At 74.4% G+C, this 23,864-nt stretch carries 26 protein-coding genes; 10 read left to right on the top strand and 16 right to left on the bottom strand.

Features of this window, described 5'->3' with window-relative positions:
* Window positions 1-45: 45 nt before the first annotated feature.
* From ACU4ZT_RS01140 to ACU4ZT_RS01130, 3 genes are all read right to left on the bottom strand, one after another.
* Window positions 46-951: a carbohydrate ABC transporter permease gene (locus ACU4ZT_RS01140; RefSeq protein WP_081235097.1), complete on the bottom strand. Its 906-nt coding sequence runs from the start codon at window positions 949-951 to the stop codon at window positions 46-48.
* Complete coding sequence (locus ACU4ZT_RS01135; RefSeq protein WP_414748581.1) at window positions 951-1,958, bottom strand: carbohydrate ABC transporter permease; 1,008 nt, start codon at window positions 1,956-1,958, stop codon at window positions 951-953. The genes ACU4ZT_RS01140 and ACU4ZT_RS01135 overlap by 1 nt, the downstream gene beginning before the upstream one ends.
* A 67-nt stretch (window positions 1,959-2,025) precedes the next feature.
* The gene (locus tag ACU4ZT_RS01130; protein WP_445337639.1) at window positions 2,026-3,297 is read right to left on the bottom strand and encodes an ABC transporter substrate-binding protein; all 1,272 of its coding nucleotides are present in this window, start codon (window positions 3,295-3,297) and stop codon (window positions 2,026-2,028) included.
* 230 nt (window positions 3,298-3,527) lie between these two features.
* Between ACU4ZT_RS01130 and ACU4ZT_RS01125 the strand changes: the two genes are divergently transcribed.
* Window positions 3,528-4,529 carry a LacI family DNA-binding transcriptional regulator gene (locus ACU4ZT_RS01125; RefSeq protein ID WP_063072283.1) on the top strand — a complete coding sequence of 334 codons (1,002 nt, stop codon included), beginning with the start codon at window positions 3,528-3,530 and terminating at the stop codon, window positions 4,527-4,529.
* 48 nt (window positions 4,530-4,577) lie between these two features.
* Here ACU4ZT_RS01125 and ACU4ZT_RS01120 read toward each other — a convergent pair whose 3' ends face one another.
* Window positions 4,578-5,618, bottom strand: a complete 1,041-nt coding sequence (locus ACU4ZT_RS01120; RefSeq protein ID WP_270980788.1) for a LacI family DNA-binding transcriptional regulator — start codon at window positions 5,616-5,618, stop codon at window positions 4,578-4,580.
* Between the two features lie 200 nt (window positions 5,619-5,818).
* Between ACU4ZT_RS01120 and ACU4ZT_RS01115 the strand changes: the two genes are divergently transcribed.
* The 4 genes from ACU4ZT_RS01115 to ACU4ZT_RS01100 all read left to right on the top strand — a co-directional run bounded on the left by ACU4ZT_RS01115 (window position 5,819) and on the right by ACU4ZT_RS01100 (window position 9,589).
* Window positions 5,819-7,498: a hypothetical protein gene (locus tag ACU4ZT_RS01115; protein WP_445337638.1), complete on the top strand. Its 1,680-nt coding sequence runs from the start codon at window positions 5,819-5,821 to the stop codon at window positions 7,496-7,498.
* A gap of 57 nt (window positions 7,499-7,555) precedes the next feature.
* The gene (locus ACU4ZT_RS01110; protein WP_414763567.1) at window positions 7,556-8,365 is read left to right on the top strand and encodes a GNAT family N-acetyltransferase; all 810 of its coding nucleotides are present in this window, start codon (window positions 7,556-7,558) and stop codon (window positions 8,363-8,365) included.
* Window positions 8,366-8,411: 46 nt separating this feature from the next.
* Window positions 8,412-8,861, top strand: a complete 450-nt coding sequence (locus tag ACU4ZT_RS01105; protein ID WP_063072287.1) for an MSMEG_6728 family protein — start codon at window positions 8,412-8,414, stop codon at window positions 8,859-8,861.
* Between the two features lie 236 nt (window positions 8,862-9,097).
* Window positions 9,098-9,589, top strand: a complete 492-nt coding sequence (locus ACU4ZT_RS01100) for an FBP domain-containing protein (RefSeq protein WP_414748586.1) — start codon at window positions 9,098-9,100, stop codon at window positions 9,587-9,589.
* A gap of 122 nt (window positions 9,590-9,711) precedes the next feature.
* Here the strand turns inward: ACU4ZT_RS01100 and aroQ are convergent, their stop codons facing one another.
* The 8 genes from aroQ to ACU4ZT_RS01060 form a co-directional block, all read right to left on the bottom strand.
* Complete coding sequence (gene aroQ, locus ACU4ZT_RS01095; protein ID WP_414763563.1) at window positions 9,712-10,302, bottom strand: gamma subclass chorismate mutase AroQ; 591 nt, start codon at window positions 10,300-10,302, stop codon at window positions 9,712-9,714.
* A gap of 187 nt (window positions 10,303-10,489) precedes the next feature.
* Complete coding sequence (locus ACU4ZT_RS01090) at window positions 10,490-11,155, bottom strand: HAD family hydrolase (RefSeq protein WP_445337637.1); 666 nt, start codon at window positions 11,153-11,155, stop codon at window positions 10,490-10,492.
* The gene (locus ACU4ZT_RS01085) at window positions 11,152-12,561 is read right to left on the bottom strand and encodes an ROK family protein (protein WP_445337636.1); all 1,410 of its coding nucleotides are present in this window, start codon (window positions 12,559-12,561) and stop codon (window positions 11,152-11,154) included. Before ACU4ZT_RS01085 ends, ACU4ZT_RS01090 begins: the two co-directional genes overlap by 4 nt.
* 20 nt (window positions 12,562-12,581) lie before the next feature.
* Window positions 12,582-13,862 carry a Gfo/Idh/MocA family protein gene (locus tag ACU4ZT_RS01080; protein ID WP_445337635.1) on the bottom strand — a complete coding sequence of 427 codons (1,281 nt, stop codon included), beginning with the start codon at window positions 13,860-13,862 and terminating at the stop codon, window positions 12,582-12,584.
* Window positions 13,859-14,632: a ThuA domain-containing protein gene (locus tag ACU4ZT_RS01075; RefSeq protein ID WP_414748590.1), complete on the bottom strand. Its 774-nt coding sequence runs from the start codon at window positions 14,630-14,632 to the stop codon at window positions 13,859-13,861. The genes ACU4ZT_RS01080 and ACU4ZT_RS01075 overlap by 4 nt, the downstream gene beginning before the upstream one ends.
* A 79-nt stretch (window positions 14,633-14,711) precedes the next feature.
* A complete protein-coding gene (locus tag ACU4ZT_RS01070; RefSeq protein ID WP_414763560.1) occupies window positions 14,712-15,575 on the bottom strand; it encodes a carbohydrate ABC transporter permease in 864 nt (287 codons plus the stop codon).
* Window positions 15,568-16,557 (bottom strand): carbohydrate ABC transporter permease, encoded by a 990-nt coding sequence (locus tag ACU4ZT_RS01065; RefSeq protein ID WP_063072317.1) that lies wholly within the window; start codon window positions 16,555-16,557, stop codon window positions 15,568-15,570. The genes ACU4ZT_RS01070 and ACU4ZT_RS01065 overlap by 8 nt, the downstream gene beginning before the upstream one ends.
* Window positions 16,557-17,795, bottom strand: a complete 1,239-nt coding sequence (locus tag ACU4ZT_RS01060) for a sugar ABC transporter substrate-binding protein (protein ID WP_063072316.1) — start codon at window positions 17,793-17,795, stop codon at window positions 16,557-16,559. Before ACU4ZT_RS01060 ends, ACU4ZT_RS01065 begins: the two co-directional genes overlap by 1 nt.
* A gap of 201 nt (window positions 17,796-17,996) precedes the next feature.
* On the opposite strand from ACU4ZT_RS01060, the gene ACU4ZT_RS01055 reads away from it, so the two are divergent.
* Window positions 17,997-18,197 carry a hypothetical protein gene (locus tag ACU4ZT_RS01055; RefSeq protein ID WP_063072315.1) on the top strand — a complete coding sequence of 67 codons (201 nt, stop codon included), beginning with the start codon at window positions 17,997-17,999 and terminating at the stop codon, window positions 18,195-18,197.
* Window positions 18,198-18,204: 7 nt separating this feature from the next.
* Window positions 18,205-18,642 carry a DoxX family protein gene (locus ACU4ZT_RS01050; protein ID WP_063072314.1) on the top strand — a complete coding sequence of 146 codons (438 nt, stop codon included), beginning with the start codon at window positions 18,205-18,207 and terminating at the stop codon, window positions 18,640-18,642.
* 10 nt (window positions 18,643-18,652) lie between these two features.
* On the opposite strand, the gene ACU4ZT_RS01045 is transcribed toward ACU4ZT_RS01050, so the two are convergent.
* The 4 genes from ACU4ZT_RS01045 to ACU4ZT_RS01030 all read right to left on the bottom strand — a co-directional run bounded on the left by ACU4ZT_RS01045 (window position 18,653) and on the right by ACU4ZT_RS01030 (window position 21,277).
* Entirely contained in the window at window positions 18,653-19,741 is a 1,089-nt protein-coding gene (locus tag ACU4ZT_RS01045; RefSeq protein WP_445337634.1) for a GNAT family N-acetyltransferase, read from the bottom strand.
* Window positions 19,741-20,121: a fluoride efflux transporter CrcB gene (gene crcB, locus ACU4ZT_RS01040; RefSeq protein WP_414763557.1), complete on the bottom strand. Its 381-nt coding sequence runs from the start codon at window positions 20,119-20,121 to the stop codon at window positions 19,741-19,743. Before crcB ends, ACU4ZT_RS01045 begins: the two co-directional genes overlap by 1 nt.
* On the bottom strand, window positions 20,118-20,591 hold the full coding sequence (locus ACU4ZT_RS01035) for a FluC/FEX family fluoride channel (RefSeq protein WP_445337633.1): 474 nt from the start codon (window positions 20,589-20,591) through the stop codon (window positions 20,118-20,120). The genes crcB and ACU4ZT_RS01035 overlap by 4 nt, the downstream gene beginning before the upstream one ends.
* A 416-nt stretch (window positions 20,592-21,007) precedes the next feature.
* Complete coding sequence (locus tag ACU4ZT_RS01030) at window positions 21,008-21,277, bottom strand: hypothetical protein (protein ID WP_445337632.1); 270 nt, start codon at window positions 21,275-21,277, stop codon at window positions 21,008-21,010.
* 236 nt (window positions 21,278-21,513) lie between these two features.
* Between ACU4ZT_RS01030 and ACU4ZT_RS01025 the strand changes: the two genes are divergently transcribed.
* From ACU4ZT_RS01025 to ACU4ZT_RS01015, 3 genes are all read left to right on the top strand, one after another.
* Window positions 21,514-21,768 (top strand): DUF4287 domain-containing protein, encoded by a 255-nt coding sequence (locus ACU4ZT_RS01025; RefSeq protein ID WP_270981945.1) that lies wholly within the window; start codon window positions 21,514-21,516, stop codon window positions 21,766-21,768.
* Window positions 21,769-21,812: 44 nt separating this feature from the next.
* Window positions 21,813-22,451, top strand: a complete 639-nt coding sequence (locus ACU4ZT_RS01020; RefSeq protein WP_063072309.1) for a YdcF family protein — start codon at window positions 21,813-21,815, stop codon at window positions 22,449-22,451.
* A gap of 113 nt (window positions 22,452-22,564) precedes the next feature.
* The gene (locus ACU4ZT_RS01015) at window positions 22,565-23,764 is read left to right on the top strand and encodes a glycosyltransferase family 4 protein (RefSeq protein WP_270981948.1); all 1,200 of its coding nucleotides are present in this window, start codon (window positions 22,565-22,567) and stop codon (window positions 23,762-23,764) included.
* Window positions 23,765-23,864 lie beyond the last annotated feature (100 nt).

Below are 23,864 nucleotides of genomic sequence, written 5' to 3'. Positions count from 1 at the left end.
CGATCCCCGAGGGGACGGCGGCCGGCTTCGTGAGGGACGCGCGCCTCAGCCCTTGAACGCCCCGTCCATGATCCCCGTGATCATCCGCCGCCCGACGAAGAAGAACAGGATCAAGAGCGGCAGCGTCGCCATGAACGACCCGCCCATCGCGAGCGCCACGTCGATCGACCGGTTCGCCTGCAGCTGCTTCAGCGCGATCTGCACCGTGAACAGCTCCGGCGACTTCAGCACGATGAACGGCCACATGAAGTCGTTCCACACGCCCGTGAAGGTGATGAGCCCGAGCACGAACGCGGCCGGCCGCACCACCGGGAACGCGACGCCCCAGAACAGCTGCCACGAGTTCGCGCCGTCGAGGCGGGCCGCCTGGATGAGCTCGTCGCTCACCGTGGTGGACATGTGCTGCCGCATCCAGAAGATGCCGAACGCGCTCGCGAGGCCCGGCACGATGATCGCCTGCAGCGTGTCGACCCAGCCGAGCTGGCTGATGATCAGGTACTGCGGGATCACGCTGAGCTGCGCCGGCACCGTCATGGTGAGCAGCACGATGAGGAACAGCGTGTTCCGACCCGGGAAGGTGAGCTTCGCGAACGCGAACCCGGCCATGGCGCAGAGCACCGCGGAGAGCACGGCGACGGTCGTCGACACCAGCACGCTGTTGAGCAGCGACAGCATGAACGGCACCGTGTCGAACACCTTGCCCGCGACCTCGAAGAAGTTCGTGCCCGGGAACAGGCGCGGCGGGATGGAGGTGACGGCGGTCGCCCCCACCGAGGCCACCACGAGCATGTAGTAGAGCGGGAACACCGAGATCAGCACGGCGATGCTCAGGAACACGTAGACGATCGGGCTGATGCCGCCGCCCTTGCCCCGACGGCGCGGCAGGGCCGAGCGCTTCGTGACGGGGGCGGCGACGACGGGTGACACGGTCTGGTCGATCACGTCGGACATCAGCTCGCCTTCCTGGTGCGGGTGGACAGGTAGAAGTTGAGGAGCGCGACGACCACCACGATCACGAACAGCACGACGCCGATGGCGGATCCGTAGCCGAACTTGAACTGACCGAAGCCCTGCTCGTAGAGGAACAGCGCGAGCGTCTGGCACTGCCGCCCGGCGCCGCACGTGAGGCCCGACTCGGGCGCCGCGAGCAGCGGCTCCGTGAAGATCTGCAGGCCGCCGATGGTCGACATGATCACCGTGAAGATGATGATCGGGCGGAGCGCGGGGATCGTCAGGTGCCGGAACTGCTGCCAGCTGGACGCGCCGTCCACCGCCGCCGCCTCGAACATCTCCCGCGGGAGCGCCTGGAGGCCGGCGAGGTAGAGCAGCGTGTTGTAGCCGAACCAGCGCCACATGACCATGGCCGAGATGAGGATCCACGAGCCGTGGTTGGTCGCCATGAAGTTGATCGACGGGAGTCCGAAGATCCCGAGCACCCAGTTGATGAGGCCGAAGTTGCGGTCGAAGATCTGCGCGAACACGATCGCGGTCGCGGCCACCGAGGTGATGTACGGCACGAGCAGCGCCATGCGGAAGAAGTTCGCCCACTTGAGCCGGGCGTGGTTCAAGAGGTGCGCGAGGAAGAGCGCGAGGAGCAGCTGCGGGATCGTGGATATCAGGAAGATCGCGAACGTGTTGACGAGCGCGTTCCAGAACCGGTCGTCGGCGAACAACTGCTGGAAGTTCGCGAGCCCCACGAAGGTCTGCTTGCCGATCGGGTTCCAGTCGAACAGCGAGACGTAGAACGTGAAGACCAGAGGGAACAGGCCGAACACGATGAAGATGATGAAGAAGGGCGCGACGTAGGCGTACGGCGCGATGCGCTCGGAGAGCGACTGCTGGATCCTCCGGGTCGTGCTCGCCTCCGGCGCCTTCCCGCGGCGCTGGCGCTGCCGCTGACGCGGGGCGGGAGGCGCGGGGGGCTCGGTGCTCGTGCGGGGTGATGTCGCCGTCGACATGGGGTACCTCCGTCTGGGGGCGGCCCGGAGCGTGAGCGCCCCGGGCCGCCGGGTGGGTGGGACGGGATCAGCCGCCGATGGCGGTCTTCGCCGAGGCGAGCGCCTGCGGCCACGCCTTCGCGGAGGTGACGTTGCCCGACTCCAGCTCGACGAGCGTGTTGAGCAGGGCCGCGTTGATGGGCGACGTGTCGGGTCCGTTGTAGAAGGACGGGAACTCGGTCACCGACTGCGACATCACCTCGCCGATCTTGGAGTCGCCGAAGAAGTCGTCCGTGTAGGCCGAGACGGCGTCGCTCCCGATCGCGGCGGTCGCCGCCGGGAACGTGCCGGTGCGCTCGAAGTGCTCCTGCTGGGCCTCGCCGGACATCATCGTCTCGATGTACTGCCAGGCCGCCTGCGGGTGCTCGGCGCGGGCGGGGATGGCGATGACGCTGCCGCCCCAGTTGCCGCCGACGCCGGGCACGCTCGCGACGCGCCAGTCCCCCGCGGTGTCGGGGGCGTCGGTCTTGATGCCCTGGAGGATCCACGAGGGCGCCACCGTGACGGCGAACGCGCCGTTCGCGCGGCCCGGGGCCCAGCCCGACGACCACGCCGCGATGCCCGCGCTGATGCCGGCGTCGTGCGCGTCGACCGCGACCTGGAACGCGTCCTCCACCTGGGGGTTCTTGTCGTAGACGAGCTCGCCGTCGGGCGAGTAGTACTTCTCGCTCACCTGGTTGACGGTGGAGAAGAAGACGCTCGTCTCGATGTTGTCGACGAACGGCTTGCCGGTCGCCTTCGCGTACTGCTCGCCCATCGCGATGAACGACGGCCAGTCCTTCCACATGGCCGCGACCTCGTCGGGCTCGGTCGGCAGGCCGGCCTGCTCGAAGAGGTCGGCGCGGTACGCGAAGCCGAGGCCGCCGACGTCGGTGGGGATGCCGATGACCGAGCCGTCCTCCGCGGTGGCCGCCTTCGCCGCCCACGGCAGGTAGTCGCCGGCGATGCCGTCGCCGCCGAGCGTGCGGAGGTCGAGGAAGTTGGCGCTGTTCTCCACGAACTGCGGGAGGTCGTCGTTCTGGATCATGACGAGGTCGGGGACCTTGCCGCCCGCGAGGGCCGCGGTGAGCGCCGTCGCGGTCTCGGTGGTGGAGCCGACCTCGGTCAGCTTGATCTTCGCGTCGGGCTTCTTCTGCTGGTACTCGGCGACGCCGTCCTTGGCGCCGATGCCGGTGAACGACCAGAAGGAGGCCTCCGCGTTCGGGTCGTCCGACCCGGCGCCGCCTCCGCCGGACGAGCATCCGGTCAGGGCGACGGCGACTGCGGCGGCGGCGATGACGGCCGTCAGGCTTCTTCTCACGATGATTCCTCTTCGTCGGGGATTCGCGCGGCGTGGTCGGAGCGCCGGTGCTCCCGCCGAGAGAACGATCTCTTGGCGTCACCGTAGCTCGCGTGCCGAGCTCCTGCAAGCGACGATGCGCAAACGAGACCGGCGCCCCAGACATCGATCTCCGCCTAGGATCAGGAAGGCTCCGCGCCCGGGGCGGCGCCGATCCGGGAGGGATCCATGACCAGCACGGCGGCCGCCGCATGACTCGCCCCACGCTCGTCGACGTGGCGAAGGCCGCCGGGGTCTCCCGCGCGACCGCCGCGCGCGTCCTCTCCGGCGGCACGAAGGTGGACGCCCGCATGGCCGCCGCCGTGGTGCACGCCGCCGAGCAGCTCGGCTACGAGGCGAACAGCGCGGCCCGCATGCTGCGCGGCGGCCGGGCCGGCGCGATCGGGCTGATCATCGCGTTCAACGAGCTCGACAGCCTCACCGGCACGTTCTTCACGTCGGTGCTCAAGGGCGCCGCGAAGGCGCTGCACGCCGCCGACCTCCAGCCCGTCCTCCTGCCGGCCGACCAGGACGACGCCGACCGGATCCCGCGCTTCCTCCGCTCGCGCGCGGTCGACGGCGCGGTCGTGATCCTCCAGCACGAGATCACGCACCTCGCCCCGACGCTCGCGGACTCCCCCGTGCCCATCGGCTGGGTCGGCCGCCCGCGCGGCGCCCTCGCGGACGACGCGATCATCGTCGACTCCGACAACCACGGCGGCGGGCGGCTCGCGGCCCGCGCGCTCGCGGACGCCGGGCGGCGCCACCTCGGGATCATCGCGGGGCCGCACGACATGGAGCCCGCCCGCGACCGGATCCGCGGATGGCGCGACGAGCTCACCGACCTCGGCATCGAGCACGGCGCCATCGTGCACGCCGAGTTCACGCTCGAGAGCGGGTCGGCGGCCATGGCCCGCCTCCTCCACCGCCACCCCGACATCGACGGCGTCTTCGCCTCCTCCGACCTCATGGCCGTCGGCGCGATCCGCATGCTCCAGGCGTCCGGGCGCCGCGTCCCCACCGACGTCTCGGTCGTGGGCTTCGACGACGTGATCATCGCGACGACCTCGGATCCGCCGCTCACCACCGTGCGCCAGCCGCTCGAGGAGATGGGCCGCGTCGCCGCCGAGACGGTGATCGCCGCATCGCTCGGGCAGGAGATCGACCGGCAGCCGGTGCTCCCGACGACGCTCGTGCGGCGCGAGTCGGCGTGAGCCGCGTCATCGGGTGACCCACGCGAGATCGATCTCGGGCGCGGCGGCCTAGAGGCGCGGCGGCGCCACGGATCCGCGCAGCACGAGCTCCGTCTCCAGCTCCATCCGCGACGCCGGCGACCCCGTCGCGCGCGACCTCGGCGACCGGTGCGCCTGCTCGAGCATGTGGAACGCGGTGGCGCCCATCCCGGCGATGGGCTGCCGCACGGTCGTCATGGGCGGCATCGCCCACGCCGACTCCTGCACGCCGTCGAAGCCGAGCACGCTGAGGTCGTCCGGGATCCGCAGCCCCGCGTCGTCGGCGGCCTCGTAGACGCCGAGGCCCATCACGTCGGAGCACGCGAAGAACGCGGTCGGCCGGTCGCGCGCGGCGAGCATGGCGCCCGCCGCCGAGCGCGCGCTCTCGCGGTCCCAGTCGCAGAACGCGATGCGCTCGTCGGGCACCCGGATGCCCGCCGCGCGGAGCGCCGTCATCAGGCCGTCGATGCGCGCGCTGCCGAACAGGTGCGAGCGGAGGCCGCCGATCACGCCGATGCGCGTGTGGCCCTGAGCGATGAGGTGCTCGGCCGCCATGCGCCCGCCCTCCCAGTTGGTGGATCCGACGCTCGCGACCTCGGCGGGCGGCCGCGTGCTCGGGTCGATGACGACCACCGGGATCCCCGCCGTCGTGAGCGTGTGCAGGCCCGCGGCGGAGACGTCGACCAGCACGAGGATCGCGCCGAGCGACGGGCGGCGGAGGAGCCGGCGGATCCACTCGCCGTCGGGCCGCGCGCGCGTGAGCACCAGGTCGACGCCCGCCGCGGACGACTCCTCCTCGATGGCGCTCAGCACCGGGCCGATCCAGCTGCCCTCGATGTGGCCGACCACGACGTCGACGATGCGGGCGGCGCGCGGATCCGGGTCGGTCGCGCGGGCGCGCGGCCGGCGGCGGTAGTCGAGGGCGTGGGCGGCGGTCATCACGCGCTCGCGCGTCGCCTCGGAGACGTCGGTGCCGCCGTTGAGCACCTTCGAGACGGTCGGGACGGTGGTGCCGGCCCGCTCGGCGATCTGCGCCATGGTCGGCCGGGGCGCGGCCGCTCTGCTGTCCATGGGCGGAGCCTAGCCGAGCGGCGGTTGTAGTTGCGCAACTTTGACACGCTCCCGATGCCGGATCGAGACCCGACGCCCTCTTGCCGCCCGACGAGTCGGGGTGGACAATGACGGGACGCCGTGCGGAGCTCGTAGGAGTTGCGCAACGACTGTTCGATGACGAACTGCGGAGCGATCCGCCCGGCACCCGGAGGACGACGATGACCGCCACCCCGCTCATCGAGCTGCGTCCGCGATCCGCGACCTCCCCCGCGCTCGCGGAGACCCCGCCGGCCGATCGGGGCCGCGCCTCCGCCGCCTCCGGTGCCGCCGCCTCCGCCCGTCGCGTCCCCCCGAGCGGGACGACCGCCGCCGTGCAGCGCGACGGCCGCCGCGCCCGCATCGCCGGCCGCGCCGCCCGCCCCGGCAGCGCGCCCGACGACCGGCGCGACGACCTCGTCTGGCGCAGCGGCCGCCTCGAGCTCCACCTCCGCCGGGCGCCCGACGGCCCGGTCATGCTCGGTCGGCTCGTGGCGGGATCCGTCGAGACGGTCGTCGCGGAGCCGGTCCCGCTCGTCGACGCGCGGGTCGCCGCGGGCCCGGGCGCCGCGGCGGGCGTCGGCGCCGACCTGCGCTACGTCGCGCACTCCGTGTCCGCGGACGGCGCGACCCTCGTGGTCGTGCAGGCGACGCCCGCCGGGATCCGCGTGACCGCCACCCTGCGCGGCCGCGACGGCGCCCTCCGCAGCACCGCGGTCGTCACGAACGACACCGGCGCACCCGTGCGCGTCGAGGCCGTCAGCTGCTGGGCCGCGCCGCTCGGCGTGCGGCTCGACAAGGGAGACGTGCCGGATCCGGCCGCCGACTGGGAGCTCCTCGAGGGCCGGGTGGATGCGTCGGGTGCCGAGCGCTGGTCCGTGCGCGACCTGCGGAGCGCCGAGCTGCTGCCGTGCCCGCGTGCGGGAGGCGCGGAGGCGGGAGGCGCGGAGGCGGGACGCGGATCCGTCGACCGCGCGTCGGGTGCCGCCGCGGACGCCGTGCACGCCGCCGCCGCCCTGCCCGTCGCCGCCCTCCTCTCCGAGCGGCAGGAGGTCGCCTGGCTCTGGGAGGTCGCGGCCGACGGACCCTGGCGCTGGCAGCTGCACGAGGGCACGGCCGACTGCCGGCTCGCGCTCTCCCGACCGGCCCACGCGGATCCCGCCGGCGCGGAGATCCTGGCCCCCGGCGCCTCCACCGCGGCCGCGTCCGCCCTCGTCGCCGTGGGCACCGACCTCGAGGACGCCGCCGCGGCCATGACCCGCGCCCGCCGCGCCGAGCGCCTCGCGTCCGGCGCGGTCCCCTCCGACCGGATGCACGACGCCACCGCCGTCGCGACCGCGGCGCTCTCGACCCTCCCCGAGGAGACCGTGGTCCCGGTGCACCTGCGCTCCGGCATGACCACCGCGGAGACGACCGCCGCGCTCGTCGCCGGGCTCGCGGGCGCGCTCCGCCTCGACGCCGACGGCGACCTGCGGCAGGATCAGCGCGCCCTCGCCGCCGACGCCGTCCGGGTCGCCGACGACCTGCGCGACGGCCTCGCCCGCTCGGTGCCGCTCTGGCCCCGCGGCGTCCCCGCGGGCGGCGAGCGCTGGACCTGCACGGCCCGCGACACCGGGGAGGCGGTCGTCGTCGCGATCGGCGACCGCGGCGACGACGCGGACGCCGCGCTCCTCTCCTTCCCGTCGCTCGTGGGCCGCCGCGTCGACGTCGCCGTCCTCTTCCCGCGGGACCTCGCGGACGGCGGCGCGGACGAGGCCGCGGACGGCGGCGCCGAGTGGGACGCCGTGCGCGGGATCCTCACGGTGCGGTCGGCCCCGGGCGGCCCGTCCGCGCGGCTGCTGGAGCTGCGTCGCCGATCGTGAGCCGGGCACGGGTGCGATCCCGCCCGCGATCGCCGCCTGGTGCGGCAGGATCGGCGCGTGACCTCCGCCACCGCACCCGACGCATCCGCCGCCCGCCTCCTCTCCGCCTACGACGCCCAGCTCCGCACCGACGCGGAGACGCCGAACGCCCTCGACGTGCGGGAGCTCGGCCCGCTGCGCCTCGCGGTGTTCCCGGGCGGGCGCGGCTTCGTGACCTACCGGGACCTCGGCGACCTCGACGAGCCCGGCCTGCGCGAGCTCGTCCCCGAGGCGCTCGCGCGCTTCCGCGACGACCCGGCGATCACGGGGGTCGAGTGGAAGACGCGCGGCCACGACCGCGCGCCCGGGCTCGACGGGATCCTGCGCGAGAACGGCTTCGTGCCCGAGGAGCGGGAGACGATCATGCTCGGCGAGGCGCGGGCGCTCGCGGTCGACGTGCCGCTGCCCGCGGGCGTGACCCTCCGACGCATCACCGCGGAGGTCGACGTGCGGGCGATGAGCGCCATGCAGGCCGAGGTCTTCGGCGACGTGGACTCCGCCGACCAGGCCGACGCGATGATCCGCCGCCTCGGGCTCGACGACGGCATGGAGATGTGGGTCGCCTGGGCCGCGGGCCGGATCGTGTCCGCGGGCCGGCTCGAGCCCGTGCCCGGATCCGACTTCGCCGGCATCTGGGGCGGCGCGACCGTGCCGGAGTGGCGCGGCCGCGGGATCTACCGCGCGCTCACGGCCGCTCGCGCGCGCTCGGCCCTCGCGGCGGGCCGCACCCTGATCCACAGCGACTCGACCGACTTCTCCCGCCCGATCCTCGAGCGGTCCGGCCTCCTCGCCTGCTCCACGACCACGCCGTACGCCTGGTCGCGCTGACCACGCCGCACCGGCCCATCCGCGCCCACCGGAGTTGACTGGCCGGGTGCAGACGTTCCTCCCCTACCCCGAGCTCGACGCGAGCATGGCCGTGCTCGACGACAAGCGGCTCGGGAAGCAGCGCGTGGAGACGCTGCAGGTGATGAAGGCCGTGACCGTCGCCGGCTACGGCTGGCAGAGCCACCCGGTCACGCGCATGTGGCGCGGGTACCGGCCCGCGCTCATGGAGTACCAGGAGGCGACGTGCGCCGAGTGGATGCGGCGCGGCTTCGCGGACACGTGCTTCGAGAAGACGCTCGCGGTCATCGCCGAGGTGCCCGCGGACCTCGCCGCGTACGCCGAGGGCCGCATCGTGCGTCCAACGTGGTGGGGCCGCCCCGAGCTGCACCTCTCCCACCGCTCGAAGCTGCTGGCGAAGGCGCCGGAGCTGTACCGGCCGGCCTTCCCGGAGGATCCCGACGACCTCGACTACGTCTGGCCGGTCGCGAGCGGGTGAGGCATTCCCCCGCCCGGGGTACCGTTGCCTCGTGAGCCACATGAGCAGCGCGACGCCCGCGGGGCGTGGGGAGGTCGTCGGCGGCACGTCCGTCGGCACCAGGTAGTCACGGAACCGTCGCCGCGCCTCCTCGGGCCGGCCGCTCCCGGCACGCCGTGGATCCTCGTGGGATCCGGCCGCCGTCACCTGACACCCGTTCCCGCGGCACCGCCGCGACCCCGCCCGAAGGGCCCACCATGCTCCCCCTGACCGAATCCGCCATCCGCGCCTCCCTCGTGAACGCCTCCCAGCGCGAGGCGCGCGACGTCCGCCTCCCCGAGGGCTTCGCCGACCTCGCCTGGGACCGCCTCGACTTCCTCGGCTGGCGCGACCCGAAGGCCCCGCAGCGCGGCATCGTCGTCGTCCCCGTCGGCGACGAGCTGATCGGCGTGCTGCTGCAGCAGGCCGGCGCCGCCCCGCGCTCCCGCGCCCAGTGCTCGTGGTGCCAGGACGTGCGGCTGCCCGCGCCGGTGGTGTTCTACAGCGCGCGCCGGGCCGGATCCGCGGGCCGCAACGGCAACACCATCGGCACGCTCGTCTGCACCGACTTCGAGTGCAGCGCGAACGTGCGGAAGCCGCGGCCGATCCCCTACCTCGGCTTCGACCCCGAGGCGGCGACCGCGCAGCTCATCGACGACCTGCGGACGCGCGTCGCGTCGTTCGCGGCCGACGTGGCGTCGACGGCCTGACGCGGCGCGCGGCTCGCCGGCCCGCGCACGCGGAGGGTGGGTCGGCCGGGCCAGCGCATCGGGGCAGCGGACCCGACCGGGTCGGTGGGCGGGTCAGCGGACCCGACCTGGTCGGTGGCGGGTCAGGACTCCGGGGAGCAGACCGTCGTGAGGGCCGTGCGGAAGGCCTTGCGGTGCGCGTCGTCGAGGCCCTGGCCGAGCTCGCCGCGCGCGTCCTTCACGAGGTGGCCGCACGCCTGGTCGTCGAGCGCGTCGTGCGCGGCGCCGATGGCCGGGATGAGGCGGGCGTCGACGGCGTTGATGCGCGGGCGGACGCTCGTGGTCAGGTCGGGCGCCGTGGTGGGCGCCTCGTCGGGGTGCGCGTGCCAGCGGGCGATGAGGGCGTACTGCACCTGCTTGCTCGCGGTGATCTGCGCCCGCATGATGCGCTCGGCGGCCACCGGGTCGACCCCGTCGGCCTTCGCAGCCGCGATGGTGGCGTCGATGACGGCCTGCTCGCGCGCGGGATCCGCCACGGCCTTGCCGGACAGGTACTTCGACGCGGCCACGTCGTCGGCGATCTCGAGGCGGTCGAGCGCGGCGGACGCCACGGCGGTGACCGCCTGCTGCTCGGCCGGGTCGCGCGGGCATGCCTGCGCGGGCGCGGCGGCGCCGAGCACGGCGGCGAGGGAGACGGCGAAGGCGGACGACACGAGCAGGGCGCGGTGGGGCATGGGAGGGGATCCGTTCTGCGGAGGATGTGCGGGCCGGGGGCCGCGTCGGGTCGGTCGGGTTGCCGTGAGCTTAGGCACACGACGCGCTCGGACGGACGGCGGCGTCCACAGCCCGGCGGCGGATCGTGGGAGCGGCCGTGCGTGGGGCCGGGCGGGTCGATGAGCGGACCGGGGCGCGCCCGGCCGGTCAGCCCGCGAGCTCGCCCAGCAGCCGAGGCAGGTCGCGCATGTCGTCGAAGACCGTCGCGCCCGCGTCGCGCAAGCGGTGCGCGGGCGTGAGCCCGCCCGCGTGGCCGAGCGCGCGCATGCCCGCGGCCCGGGCGCCCTGCACGCCGTACGGACTGTCCACCACGACGACGCAGCGCGCCGGATCCGCGCCCATGCGCGCGGCCGCGAGGAGGAAGAGGTCGGGCGCGGGCTTGCCATTCACGACCTCGGTGGCGCTGGAGAGCCGGCCCTCGAAGCGCGGCAGCAGGCCGGTGCGGGCGAGGTTCGCGCGGATCTTCGGGAAGCCGCCGCTCGAGGCGACGCACGTCGGCGTCGCGATGCGGTCGAGCGCGTCCGCGATGCCGTCGACCGGCCGCAGGTGCTGCTCGAACGCCTCCGTGTACCAGTGCGCGTACGGGGCGTCCCAGTCGTCGGCGAGCTCGCGGCCGAGGTGCGCGGCGACCTCGGCGGTGAAGGACGCGTGCGACTTCCCGACGAAGCGCTCGACGACCTCCTCGGTCGTGATGTCCCAGCCGAGCTCGGCGAGGATCCGCCGGTCGACCTCCACGGCGAGCACCTCGCTGTCGACGAGCACGCCGTCGCAGTCGAGGATCACCAGGTCGACGGGCGCGGCGGGCACGCTCACGCGGTGGTGCGCTCCGGGTCGGCGGCGGCCTCCCGGGCGACGCCGGACGGATCCACGAGCACGCGCGCGAAGGCCAGCTCGGCCGCGCCGATCATCAGCCGGTCGGGGCCGAGGGCGGCGCGGCGGATGCGGAGCGCCTCGCGGGCGCCGGGGAGCGCCTGGGCGGTGGCGCGGGCGAGGACGCGGTCGGGATCCGCCGCGTGCAGCGACCCGAGGAACCCGCCGAGCACGACGAGCGACGGGTTGAAGATGTTGACGACGTTCCGCAGCGCGACCGCGAGGTTGTCGATCTGCCGCTCGACCTCGCGGGTGACGGCCGCGTCGCCCGCCGCGAGCGCCGCGGCGAGCACGTCGCCCAGCTCGTCGGCGCGGGCGCGCGGGAGGCCCGTGACCTCGAGGAGCGCATCCTGGCCGACGGTCGTCTCCAGGCAGCCGACCGCGCCGCAGTGGCACAGCTCGCCGCCGGAGTCGACGAGCGTGTGGCCGAGCTCGCCGCCGTAGCCCTCCGCGCCGCCGAACGGGCGCCGCCCGATGAGCACGCCGCCGCCGACGCCGGACGCGCCGCCGTTGAGGTAGACGAGGTCGTCGACGTCGCGGCCGGATCCGAAGCGCCCCTCGGCCACGGCCGCGAGGCTCGCGTCGTTGGCGGCGAGCGCCGGCAGCCCGGTGGCCTCCGCGAGCAGCGCGGCGAACGGCTCGTCGACCCAGCCGAGGTGCGGCGCGAGGCGCACGAGCCCGCCGTCGAAGCGCACGAGGCCGGGGACCGCGACGCCGATGCCGAGCACGCGCGCGTCGGGCCGGGCGGCGAGGAGGTCGGCCCGCAGCTCGGCGACGATCGCGCTCGCGAGGTCGGCGGCCTGCGCGGCCGTGGGGATCCCGTCGGTGTCGCGGCGCACGCGGCGCTGCACGACGCCGTCGAGGCCCACGAGCCCCACCGTCACGGCGTCGATCTCGGGGTTCACGGCGAAGACGACCACGCGCGGATCCGCGGAGACGATGGGGCTCGGACGGCCGACGCGGTTGGTGCCGGGCGGCTCGGACTCCACGACGAGCCCGAGCTCCTGCAGCTCGCCCACGAGCGCCGCGATGGTGGAGCGGTTGAGGCCCGTCTCGCGCGTCAGCTCGGAGCGCGACGCGGGGCCGGTCTCGTGCACGATCTGCAGCACGGTCGCGAGGTTGGAGCGGCGCACGTGGTCGGGCGTGGTGCCGCGGGAGCGGGCGTCGCCGGCGGGCGGGATGTCGCGGGCCCGCGGATCCGGCGCGAGCGGCACGGCGCGGGCGGGCACGGCGGCGGCAGCGGGAGCAGGTGCGGTCGCGGGAGCGCCGGCGGCCGGTCGGGCGGGATCCGCGACGGGTGCGGGCGGCTCGGGCGCGCGCGCGGCGTCGCCCGTCTCCGGCCCGGTCACTGGATCCCCACCCGACGAGGCTACCCGGCGGCGGCCGGGCGGGCGACGGCCGCGACCGCCGCCGACGCGCCGCCGGCAGTGCCGCCCGCAGTGCCGCCCGCAGCGCCGCTGGCCGGCGCCCCGCCCGCCTGCTCCTGCAGCGCCCGGCGCACCCCCGGGCCGCGCCACGACTCGAGCCGCGCGCGCACGTCGTCGCGCCGCTCGTCGGCGAGCGCGGTCGCGTGCGCGCGCTCGAGCACGTCGTCGATCGCCACGCGCGCGTCCGCGTCCTTGGACTCGATCGCGGCCTCCACCATCGCGAGGCTCATCACGTTGCCGTGCACCTCGCCGTGCGGCCGCTCGCCCGTCCGCAGCGCGCGCACGAACGCGCGCAAGGACCCGGCGATCTCGACGCCCACCGACTCGGCGGCCGCGGGCTCCGCGGGCGGCCCGTCGGGCGCATCCGGCACGTCGCTCGTGGGCGTGTGGTCGCCGTCCCAGAGGGCCGTCCCGAACGCGCCGCTCAGCCGCCAGGATCCGTTCCACGACGTCTCCGCGCCCGGGCTGCACCAGCTGCCCGTGTACACGTACCGCACGCCGCCCTCGAACGTGAACACGGCGGTGGCACCGGCGTCGCCGCGGTACCAGCTCCACACGGGGTTGTACGACTCGCACTGGACGCTCACGGGATCCGCGTCGAGCAGGTACCGCACCGCGTCGAACTGGTGCACGGCCATGTCGAGGAGGAGCACGTCGTCCATCTCCTCGCGGAACCCGCCGAAGCGCGGCGCCTTGAAGAACTCGGTCGTGACGATGCCGACGCCGCCGAGGTCGGCCGCCCGCCGCTTGAGCGCGACGAGGTGGTCGTTGTAGCGACGCGACTGGCTGACCATGAACAGCTCGCCCGTGATCTCGGCGGCGGCCGCGAGCGACAGCCCCTCCGCGACCGTGAGCGCGACGGGCTTCTCGCCGAGCACCGGGATGCCGGCGAAGAGCGCCTGCGTGGTGACGGGGTGGTGCGCGCGCGGGATGGTGACGTCGATCACCGCGTCGGGCCGCACCCGCTCGATCAGCTCGCCGAGGTCGGTCGACCACGCGGCCGTCGCCCCGTGCGCCGCGGCGCCGGCCCGCGCCGCCTGCTCGTCGAGGTCGACGACGCCCACGAGCTCGACGTCGGGATCCTCGGCGACGGTCTGCAGCCACTGCTGCCCCATGCCGCCCGCGCCGACCTGCACGACCCGGAGGCGCGCGCCGTCGGCGGGCGCGACGATCCGGTGGTCGGCGCCGGTGCGCTCCGGCGCGCGCTCCCCCGTGTCCGTCATCGCTCGAGCGCCCCGGCGTAGTCGGCGCCCTGGAAGAACTCGCCCGACTCGTAGCGGAGCAGCGTCGGCGTCTCGCGCTCGCGATCCGGTCGCGCCCACTCGCACGCGTTCGCGATCACGCGGCGGACGTCCTTGTGGTGGTAGACGGGGAAGTCCTGGTCGCCGGGCGAGAAGAAGAAGATCCGGCCGAAGCCGCGGCGGTAGGTCATGCCGCTGCGGAACACCTCGCCGCCCGTGAAGCCCGAGATGAAGACGAGCTCGTCGGGCGTGGGCACGTCGAAGTACTCGCCGTACATCTCCTGCTCGTCGATGACGATCGGGTTCGGCACGCCGCGGGTGATGGGGTGCTGCGGGTTCACGGTCCACACCAGCTCGCGGTCGTGCTCGCTGCGCCAGCGGAGGGTGCACGTGGTGCCCATGAGCTTCGTGAAGATCTTCGACCAGTGCCCGGAGTGCAGCACGATGAGGCCCATCCCGGCGAGCACGTGGCGGTGCACGCGCTCGACGATCTCGTCGTCCACCTCGGCGTGGGCCGCGTGGCCCCACCAGGTGAGCACGTCGGTGCGGGCGAGCAGCTCCTCGGTGAGGCCGTGCTCGGGCTGGTCCATGGTGGCGATCTCGACGTGCGCCCCGGGCAGGTTCTCCTGCACGCCCTCGGCGACGGCGCCGTGCATCCCGGTCGGGTAGCGCTCCTGCACGTGCTGCTCGATCTGCTCGTGGCGGTTCTCGCCCCAGACGGTGACGCGGAGCGGGGAGGTGGTGTCGGTCATGGTGTCTCTTCTCTGAGGATCGTGCGGGTGTCGGAGGCGGCGGGAGGGCCGTCGGGAGCGCGGGGGCGCGGGAGGCGGATCACTTGACCGCGCCGCCCGTCGCGCCCGCCGCGATGAAGCGCTGCGCCGCGAGGAGCAGCACGATCGCGGGGAGCGACGCGAGCACGGCCGTCGCCATCACCGTGCTCCAGTCCGCGGTGTACGTCCCGATGTACTGGTAGATCCCGAGGGTGATGGGGCGCACGTCGTCGGTGGTCGTGAGCGTCAGCGCGAACAGGAAGTCGCTCCAGGTGAAGAGGAACGTGAAGAGCCCGGCCGTGATCACGGCGTTGAGGCTCACCGGCAGCACGATCGAGCGGAAGGCCCGGAAGTTCCCGGCGCCATCCACCTTCGCGGCCTCGATGATCGACGGCGGGATGTTCGCCATGAACGCCCGCATGATGAGGATCGCGAACGGGATGCCGGCCGTGGAGTCCGCGAGGATCAGGCCGGGGATCGAGTTGAGCAGCCCCACGTCGTTGTACGCGGCGTAGAGCGCGTTGGCGACGACGATGCCCGGGATCATCTGCGAGATGAGGATGCCGAACAGCACCGCGTTGATCCACTTGAACTTGAACTGCGCCAGCGCGTAGGCCGCCGGGGTGGCGACCGCGAGGCTGAGCACCACGCTGCCGAGCGCGATCACGAGGCTCGTGCCGAGCGCCTGGCCCTGCTCGCGGAGCGCGGTGGCGTACCCGCCGAACTGCGCCTCGAACGGGAACCACGCGGCCTGGATCGCCGGGCCCGCGGGCTGCAGCGAGATGTTGACCATCCAGTAGACGGGGAACAGCATCACGGCGAGGATCGCGATGCCGATGACCGTGGAGATCCAGCTGCGGTCGGCGCGCGGCCTCCGCGAGCCGACGGGTCGCGGCAGACCGGTGCGGGCGGCGGTGTCAGTCATCGACGGCCTTCCTGTTCGCGCGGAGGTAGACCACCGCGAACACCGCCGAGATGACGATGAGGATGTTGCTGAGGGCGGCGCCCGACCCGAAGTCGAACTGCTGGAACGAGAGCGTGTACGACTGCGTCGCGATGGTCTGCGTCGAGTTCGCGGGCCCGCCGTTCGTGAGGCCGAGGATGATGTCGAGCACCTTGATCGTGTAGACGACGCCGAGCACGAGCACCACGCCCACCACGGGTCGGAGCAGCGGCCAGGTGATGTGGCGGAAGCCCTTCCAGCCGGTGGCCCCGTCGAGAGATCCGGCCTCGTACAGCTCCGGCGGGATGTCCTGGAGGCCGCCGTAGAGGATGGTCGTGTTGAACGGGATCCCGATCCACACGTTCACCGCGATCACCGTGATGAGCGCGAACGCCGGGCTCGTGAGCCACGGCACCGGGTCCTGCACCGCGCCCGTGCCCAGCAGGAACTGGTTGAGCACGCCGGAGTCCTGGTCGAGGATCCACTTCCACACCGCGCTCGAGACGATGAGCGGCAGCAGCCACGGCAGGAGCAGCAGCGCCCGCAGCAGCCCGTTGAGCGGGAACGACCGTCGGAAGAACAGCGCCAGCACGAGCCCGATCACGAACTGGCCGGCGATCGACCCGGCCGTGAACAGGAACGTGTTCAGCAGCGCCGTGGAGAAGATCGACGACGAGATGACGGACGCGTAGTTCGCGAACCCGACCCAGGGCGCCTCCCCCGTGTAGAAGGTGGTCGTCGTGTACTCCTGGAAGCTCATGACGATGTTCTTCACGACCGGGAAGCCGAAGAAGAGCACGAGGTAGACGACCGCCGGCACCAGGAACATCGCCTGGAAGAAGCGCTCCCACCGGAAGCGGGGACGACGGTGACCGGGTCGCGACGCCTCGGCCGCGACCCCGGCGCCCCGGGCCCGCCCGGGAGCCTGCGCGGCCGGGCGGGCGGGGACGGCGGTCGTCGCCATCAGCCCTGCTCGGCGTTCTTCAGCGCGTCCTCCGGGGAGGCCTGCCCGGTGAGCGCCGACTGCACGGCCGTGTAGATCTTCGTGGCGGCCTTCGGCCACGCCTCGCCGAGCTCGCCGGTGCGGGCGCGGGCGTCGGCGACGAGGTCGACGAACACCTGCTCCGCGGGCACCTTCTGGCCGAACTCGGTGGCGACGGCGGTCTTCGACGGGATCGTGAAGCGCTTGGTGGCCATCTCGAGCTGGTTCTCGTCGGAGTTGAGGCACTCGACGACCTTCGCGGCGGTCTGCTGCTTGGCCTTGTCGCCCGTCTGCGGGACGGTCCACACCTCGCCGCCCAGCGGGGCCACGGCGGTGCCGCCGGCCTCGGGCGCCGGGAGCTCCGCGATGCCGTAGTCGACGCCCGACTCGGTGAGCGCGGGGATCTGCCACGGGCCGTTGATCATCATCGCCGTCTTGCCGGCCATGAACTGGTCGTTGACGTCGGACTGGGTCCAGTTGACGACGCTCTGCGAGGCCGAGCCGTCCTTCACGAGGTCGGTCCAGAGCTGGAGCGCCTCCGCGGTCTCGGGGGTGGCGATGTCCTTCTCGTCGCCGCCGTTCGACCACATGAAGGGCAGGAACTGCCAGGTGCCCTCGTAGGTGGCGTTGGCGTCCATCGCGATGCCGTACCGGTCGCCGTCCTTGAGCGCGGCGGCCGCGGTCTTCAGCTCGGCCCACGTGGTGGGCGGCTGGATCCCGGCGTCGGCCAGCATCTTCTTGTTGTAGAACAGCGCGATCGTGTTGACGGTGGGCGCGAGGCCGTACGTCTTGCCCTCGTAGGTGCCCGCGTCCACGACGCCCTTCGCGTAGCCGTCGGTGGAGATGCCGAAGTCGTCGAGCGGGGCGAGCGCGCCGGTCTTGGCGATCTGCTGCAGGTCGGGGTTGTCGAGCATCAGCACGTCGGGGAGGGTGCGCGAGGAGGCCTGCTGCAGCACCTTCTGGATGAGGCTCGAGCCCGGGATCGACGTGCGCTTGATGGTGACGCCGAGCGACTCGCCGCACTTCTGGAGGGTGTCGCCGATGACCGTGTCGTCGTTGCCCTCGTTGTAGTAGTCGGTGACGGTGATGGTCTTCGGATCCCCGCCGGACGAGGATCCGCCCCCGCCGCCGCCGGAGCAGCCGGCGAGCACGAGGGGGACGGTGGCCGCGAATGCGGCGGCGCCGACGAGGCGGCGGCGGGCGGTGGATCGAGGGGACATCGCGTGGTCTCTTCCTTGAGGTGGCGGTGGGTCCGGGGTGCGACGACCTCCCGACCCGCCAGCTCCGCGGCGATCCGGGAGGCGTCGTCGCGCACCCGATGGCGGCGACGCTAACACCGGATCGGGGGTCGTGTAAAGCGGTTAACCACACTCGGATCCGCAACGGCGGTGGACGCGACCGCCGCGGCACCGGATCATGGCGTGCACACCCGCCGCCCGAGGAGGATCCCCCTGCGCACGCTGACCGCCGGCCTGTTCGCGTCCGTCGACGGCGTCGCGGAGGCGCCGCACCGGTTCCCGCACGACTCCTTCGACCCCGAGCTCGGCGCGGGCCTCGGCCGCATGATCGGATCGGTCACGAGCCGGGGCGACGCCGTGCTGACGTACGCGCGGCGCGCCTGAGGGTCGCATGATCCCCTTCGCGACCGCCGTCGTCGTGGCCGTGGCGGCGCGGATCCTCGGACTCGCGGTGCCGGCGCTCGACGCGTGGCCGCCCGCCGTCGCGGTGGGCCTGGCCGCGGGCTTCGCGCTGGCCGCGAGCGCGCACTTCGTCGAGCCGCGGCGCAGCGGGCTCGTCGCCATCGTCCCGCCGCACGTGCCCCGCGCGGGCCTCGTCGTCACCGTCACCGGCCTCCTGGAGGCCGCGGGCGCGGTCGGCCTGCTGATCCCGCCGCTGCGCACCGCGGCCGCGATCGGCCTGGCGCTCCTGCTGCTGGCCGTGTTCCCGGCGAACGTCCGCGCGGCTCGCGGGGTGCCGCATCCGGCCGCCCCGACGACCCCGCTGCCGCTGCGCACCGCGATCCAGGCGGGGTTCCTCCTGGGTTGCGCGGTGGTCGCGCTGGGGTGAGCCCGCGCGCTCAGCGCGGCGCGACCGGCGGCAGCAGCCCCTGCTCGGCGGCGGCGGCGCGGGCGATCAGCAGGGTCGGGTCGACCACGTCGCCCGCGGCGATGAGGGCATCCAGCTCGGCCACGGGCATCCGCACGAGGCGCACCTGCTCGGACGGGTCGGAGCGGTCGGCGGTGCCCGCGGTGGTCGGCGTCGTGCAGGCGAACACGTGCACGAGCCACGACGCGCGGCCCGGGTTCACGGCGTGGGTGCGGAGCGGCCGGACCTCCGGCGCGACGAGGCCGAGCTCCTCCTCGAGCTCGCGGCGGGCGGCGTCGGCGGGCTCCTCGCCCGCGTTCCCCGCCCCGCCGGGGAGGTCGAGGATCCACCGCCCGAGCGGGTAGCGGTACTGGCGGGACAGGAGCACGGCGTCGCCGTCGATCACGAGGGTCGCGACCGCGAACGGCACGCTCTCGTCGACCTCGTAGCGGGACGCGGATCCGTCGGGCAGGAGCACGCCGTGGTCGACCAGCACGACGCGGCCGCGGTGCAGGTCGCGGCGGTCGGTGGTGGTCCAGCCGGGCTCGGGATCCTCCGCCGCGGCGGGGGTCGGGTCGGGGTCGGCGGCCGAGCTGCTCGTCCCGCGAGCCTCGGCGCGGGGCGACACGTCCCCCAGCGCCCGCGACCACGCGACCTCGCGCGCCAGCTGCCCGCTCGCGCGGAACGCGACCACCTGGCGGGCGTCCGGGAGCGCCGCGGCGAGCGCGTCGCGGTCGACCTCCCGGAAGCCGAGGCCGTGCCAGAACGGGCCCGACCGCCGCGAGAACAGCCACGCGCGCCGCCCCCCGGCGGCCGTCGCCGCCGCGAGCGCGTGACGCGCGAGGGCCGAGCCGCGTCCGGACGACCGGAGCCCGGGATCGACCGCCACGCTGCGGATCAGCGCGTGCTCCCCGTCGGCACCGAGCTCGAAGCCCGTGCTGCCGACGATGCGACCGGAGGCGTCCCGCTCGATCCACAGGCGCGCGCCGGGCGCATCCAGGCCGTCGACCGTGAGGTCGGCGGCGCGGAGGAACTCCCGCAGCCCGTCGAGGTCCGCGGCGGCCGCCGGGAGCAGCGGCATCAGAGCAGACCGCCGAGCGCGATCCCGGCGCCCGCGGCCGCGACGCACACCACGAGCATGCCGACGCCGTTCGCGAGCGCCGCGCCCAGCCGGCCGGCCTGCGCGAGGCGGACGGTCTCGAGGCTGGCCGTGCTGAAGGTCGTGTAGCCGCCCATGAGGCCGCCGCCGAGGATCAGCAGCAGGTCGTGCGGGAGGCCGGCATGCGCGGCGGCGCCCGTGAGTAGCCCGAGGCCGAACGAGCCGGTGACGTTGATGACGGTCGTGCCCCACGGGTACGACGCGCCGACGCGGCCCTTCACGACGCCGTCGACGAGGAGGCGGAGGGCGGATCCGGCGCCGCCGGCCACGCAGATCAGCGCGAACACGAGGGGGCCGGTCACGATGCCGCCCCCGTCCCGCGTCCGGCCGCCGCGCGCCGGTGCAGCGCGCCGCCCGCCGCGACGCCCGCGAGCGACGCGGCGGCGCCGACCACGATCGAGAGGGCCGCGTACGCGAGCGCCGTGCCGAGGGCGGATCCCGTGAGCACCGCCGCGTCCGTCGCGAGCGCGCTGTAGGTGGTGAAGCCGCCGAGCACGCCCGTGCCGACCAGCAGCCGGATCCCGCGGCGACGTCCCTCGTCGGGTCCGCGGAGGGCGAGCCCCTCGAGCAGGGCGCCGAGCACGAAGGCGCCCACGAGGTTGATCAGCAGGATCGTCACCGGCAGGCCGCCCGCGGGCGCGGGCCACGTGAGGGCGAGGGCCTCGCGGAGCCCCGTGCCGGCGGCGCCGCCGAGGGCGACGAGGCCGAGCGACGAGGCGCGGAGGTGGACGGGGCGGGGCGGGCGCTCGAGGTGCGCGCGGGGGTCGGACATGCGGTCTCCCATCTCGGATGGCATGGCGGTGCCGTGAGACAGGGACTGTCGTCGACGAGGATGTCGAGGTTCGGGTACGGCGAGCCCCACCGCCGTGCCTCCCGGGGGAGGCCCTCCCGGAGGAGGCACGGCCATTGAACCACGGGTCGGATCCGCGCGGGCCGGGCGCCGTGTCGACTGCTGCTCCCCGAAGTCAAGGGGTCGCCCCCAAGATGGCGCAGCGGGATGCGTGTGCATAGATTCGACTCGCGGTGCATCGCACGAGGCGTGCCGCGGCGCACCGGACCCGGACTGCCCGAGGGCGAGCCACGCGACCGGTGCCGACCGCGATGACGCGCGTGCACCCGCTCGCGCAGCCCGGGACGGCGCAGGACCCCGCGTCGTCCCGGGTCGATGCGGGCGCCGGCGGCCGGCCGCTAGCTGTAGCTGTAGAGGTCGAGGTCGGCGCTCGCGGGCTGCTCCTCGGGATCCTCCGGCTCGTCCTCGCGCTCGTGCACCTCGACGCGCACGGAGGAACGCGACGTGACGAGCACGGACACCCCCACGTGGCCGGCGCCGACGAAGTCGACGAAGCGGGCTCCCCCGGTGACGGCGTCGACGATGCGCGCCTTGAGCGCCTCGACGTCCTGGTCCTCGGCGAGCTGGATCGGCTCGCCGTCGATGCGGATGCTGGTGGTGGTGTGCATGTGACCCTCGTGTCGCGCAGCGCCGGGGAGGCCGGCGTCCTGGCGAGCCGCCACGGGGTCCGGGCGAGCGAACTCGATGCGTCGAGCATATTCCCCAGGCGGGGAGCGGTCTCCCCCCTTGACACGGGCGGGAGCGGGATCACGCGGCCCGCCGCGACGGAGGCGATCGCGCACCGGGCTCCGCCGACGTCGGATCCGCCGTGGTCGTCGCCGCACGGCGCGGGTAGCGTCGGAGCATGAACGCGCACGGCATCGTCGCCCCGCCCCCGCCGGCCGACGGGCGGAAGCCCCACGGTCCCGCCTCCTACTTCCCGAGCATCGAGAGCGCCTACGGCCAGCCGGTGCAGCACTGGATCGACCTCGCCGACGCGCGCCTCGACGTGGAGCCGCACATGCGGGCGGTCACGTGGCTGAAGACCGAGCAGGGGCTCGGGCACGGCCACGCCAACGCGGTCGTCGCATTCGTGAGGGCCGCGCGCACCGCGGGCTGACCGGCACCGGGGCCGGCGCCGGCACCGCCCCGTAGCCTGGGCCCATGCGGATCCGCCGGCCCCTTCCCGCCGCGCGCGTCGCGGTCGGCACCGTGGTCGCGGGCGCCGTCGCCGCGGGCGCCCTGGTCGCGGGCATCCTGGCGGCGAGCGAGTTGATCCACCTCCTCGCGAGCACGCGCGGCCTCGGCCGCGCACCCGGCCGTCCCGACGGCACCGTGGGCCGCGAGGCCGTCGTCGTGCTCGGCTTCGGCGACGCCGGGCCGCGCGCCAACCGGATCAACCGCTTCCGCGTCGACGCGGCCCTCCGCTCCCTGGACCCGGGCGCCGCGTCCACGACGCTCGTGCTGTGCGGCGGATCCGTGATGGGCGACGAGCCCGAGGCGCGGATCCTCGCCCGCTACGCCCGCGAGCGCGGCTACGCGGGCCCCGTCGTCCTCGAGGAGGCGAGCCGGAGCACGCGCGAGAACGTCGCGAACGCGATCCCGCTCATCGAGGACGCCGACACCATCCGCATCGTCTCCGACCCCGTGCACGCCGAGGAGGCCCGCGGCTACCTGCGCGCCGCCCGCCCCGACCTCGCCGACCGCCTGGCGCGCGCAGACGACTACCGCTTCGGCGAGGTCAGCTGGATGAAGCCGCTCGCCATCGTCGTCGCGGTCCTGCGGCGGGCGCGGGCGGGCTGAGGCCGGCCGGCCGCGCTCTCCCCACCGCTCGCCGCGCGCTCCCGCACCCCCATGTCGGGGGACATCTCCCCAGGCCGCATGCGGGACACGGCCGAGCCGGATACCGTCGCGGGGTGAGCTCCCTCCGTGCCCTCCTCGTGATGGACTACGAGTTCTCCTACCTCGGCGGAGCCCAGACGGCCGTCATCCAGCAGGCGCTGGCCCTCGCGCGCGCCGGTCACCGGGTCACCGTCGTCTCCCCGGACGCCACGTCGGCGCCGGAGCTGCAGGGCACGGGCATCGCCCTGCACGACATCACCCCCACCTACCGCATGCGGTTCATGGGGCTCCCGCTCATCCGCGCCGACGCCGCGACGCGCGCCGACCTCGAGCGGCTGATGGAGGGGTCCGGCACCGACCTGGTCATCACGCACTCGGAGCACGGCCTGGCGGCAGCGGCGCTCGCCGTCGCGCGCGGGCGGGGCATCCCGACGATGCACACGGTCCACACCTTCTTCCTGCGCGGCCCCGCCTGGGCCGGGTTCCTGACCCCCGTCGCCACCGGCATGCACCGGTTCATGACCGGGCTGCCGGCCCCGCGCGTGCGGCTCGCCCCGCGCCGGCTCGACAGCGCGCTCCGCGGCCTCACCCTCGCCGTGTGCCGCGAGGCCGACCTCGTGCTCTCGCCGTCGCGCCATCAGGCCGTCGCCCTGCGGGACGCGGGCCTCCCGGCGGTCGAGGTCGTCTCGAACACGAGCTGCGCCACGCGCGCGGAGCCGGCCCCGCTCCCGGCCGGCGGGCCCCTCCGCCTCGTCTGGGCCGCGCGCTTCGCGCCCGAGAAGCGCCTCCGGGTCATGCTCGACGCCATGGCCGTCGTCGCGGAGCGCGCGGGACCCGGCGTGGTGCACCTCGACCTCGCGGGCGGCGTCCTCCCGACGAGCGCCCCGCCCGGGGTCACCCTGCACGGACGCGTGCCGAGCTCCGCGGTCACGGCCCTCCTCCGCGGAGCGCACGCCGCGGTCGTCACGTCGCTGGGCTTCGACAACCAGCCGATGATCGCGATGGAGGCCTTCGCGGAGGGCCGGTCGGTGATCGTCAGCGACCCCGTGCTCGGCGCCGAGTTCGGCGATGCGGCGATCCTCGCGGACGGGACCGACGCCGAAGGCCTGGCCGCGGCCGTCATGCGGCTCGCCCGGGACCGCGGCCTGCTCGACGCGCCGGTGGAGGCGGCATCGCGGCTGGCGGCGTCCGTGTCGCCCGCGGCCCACGCGCGGTCCATCGAGTCGGCGCTCCTCCGCATCGGCAGCTCCCGGCGCGGATCCGCCTCCGCCTGAGCCGCCCGGCCGCCGCTCGGCCACGGGCGCTGGCCTGGGCATCCGCCGGGCATCGGCTGATCCGACCGCGGTCCGTGGACAGTCGGACCCGCCCCGCGCG

The organism is Clavibacter davisi, assembly GCF_052751415.1.
This window is presented reverse-complemented; position numbering and strand designations above follow the sequence as displayed.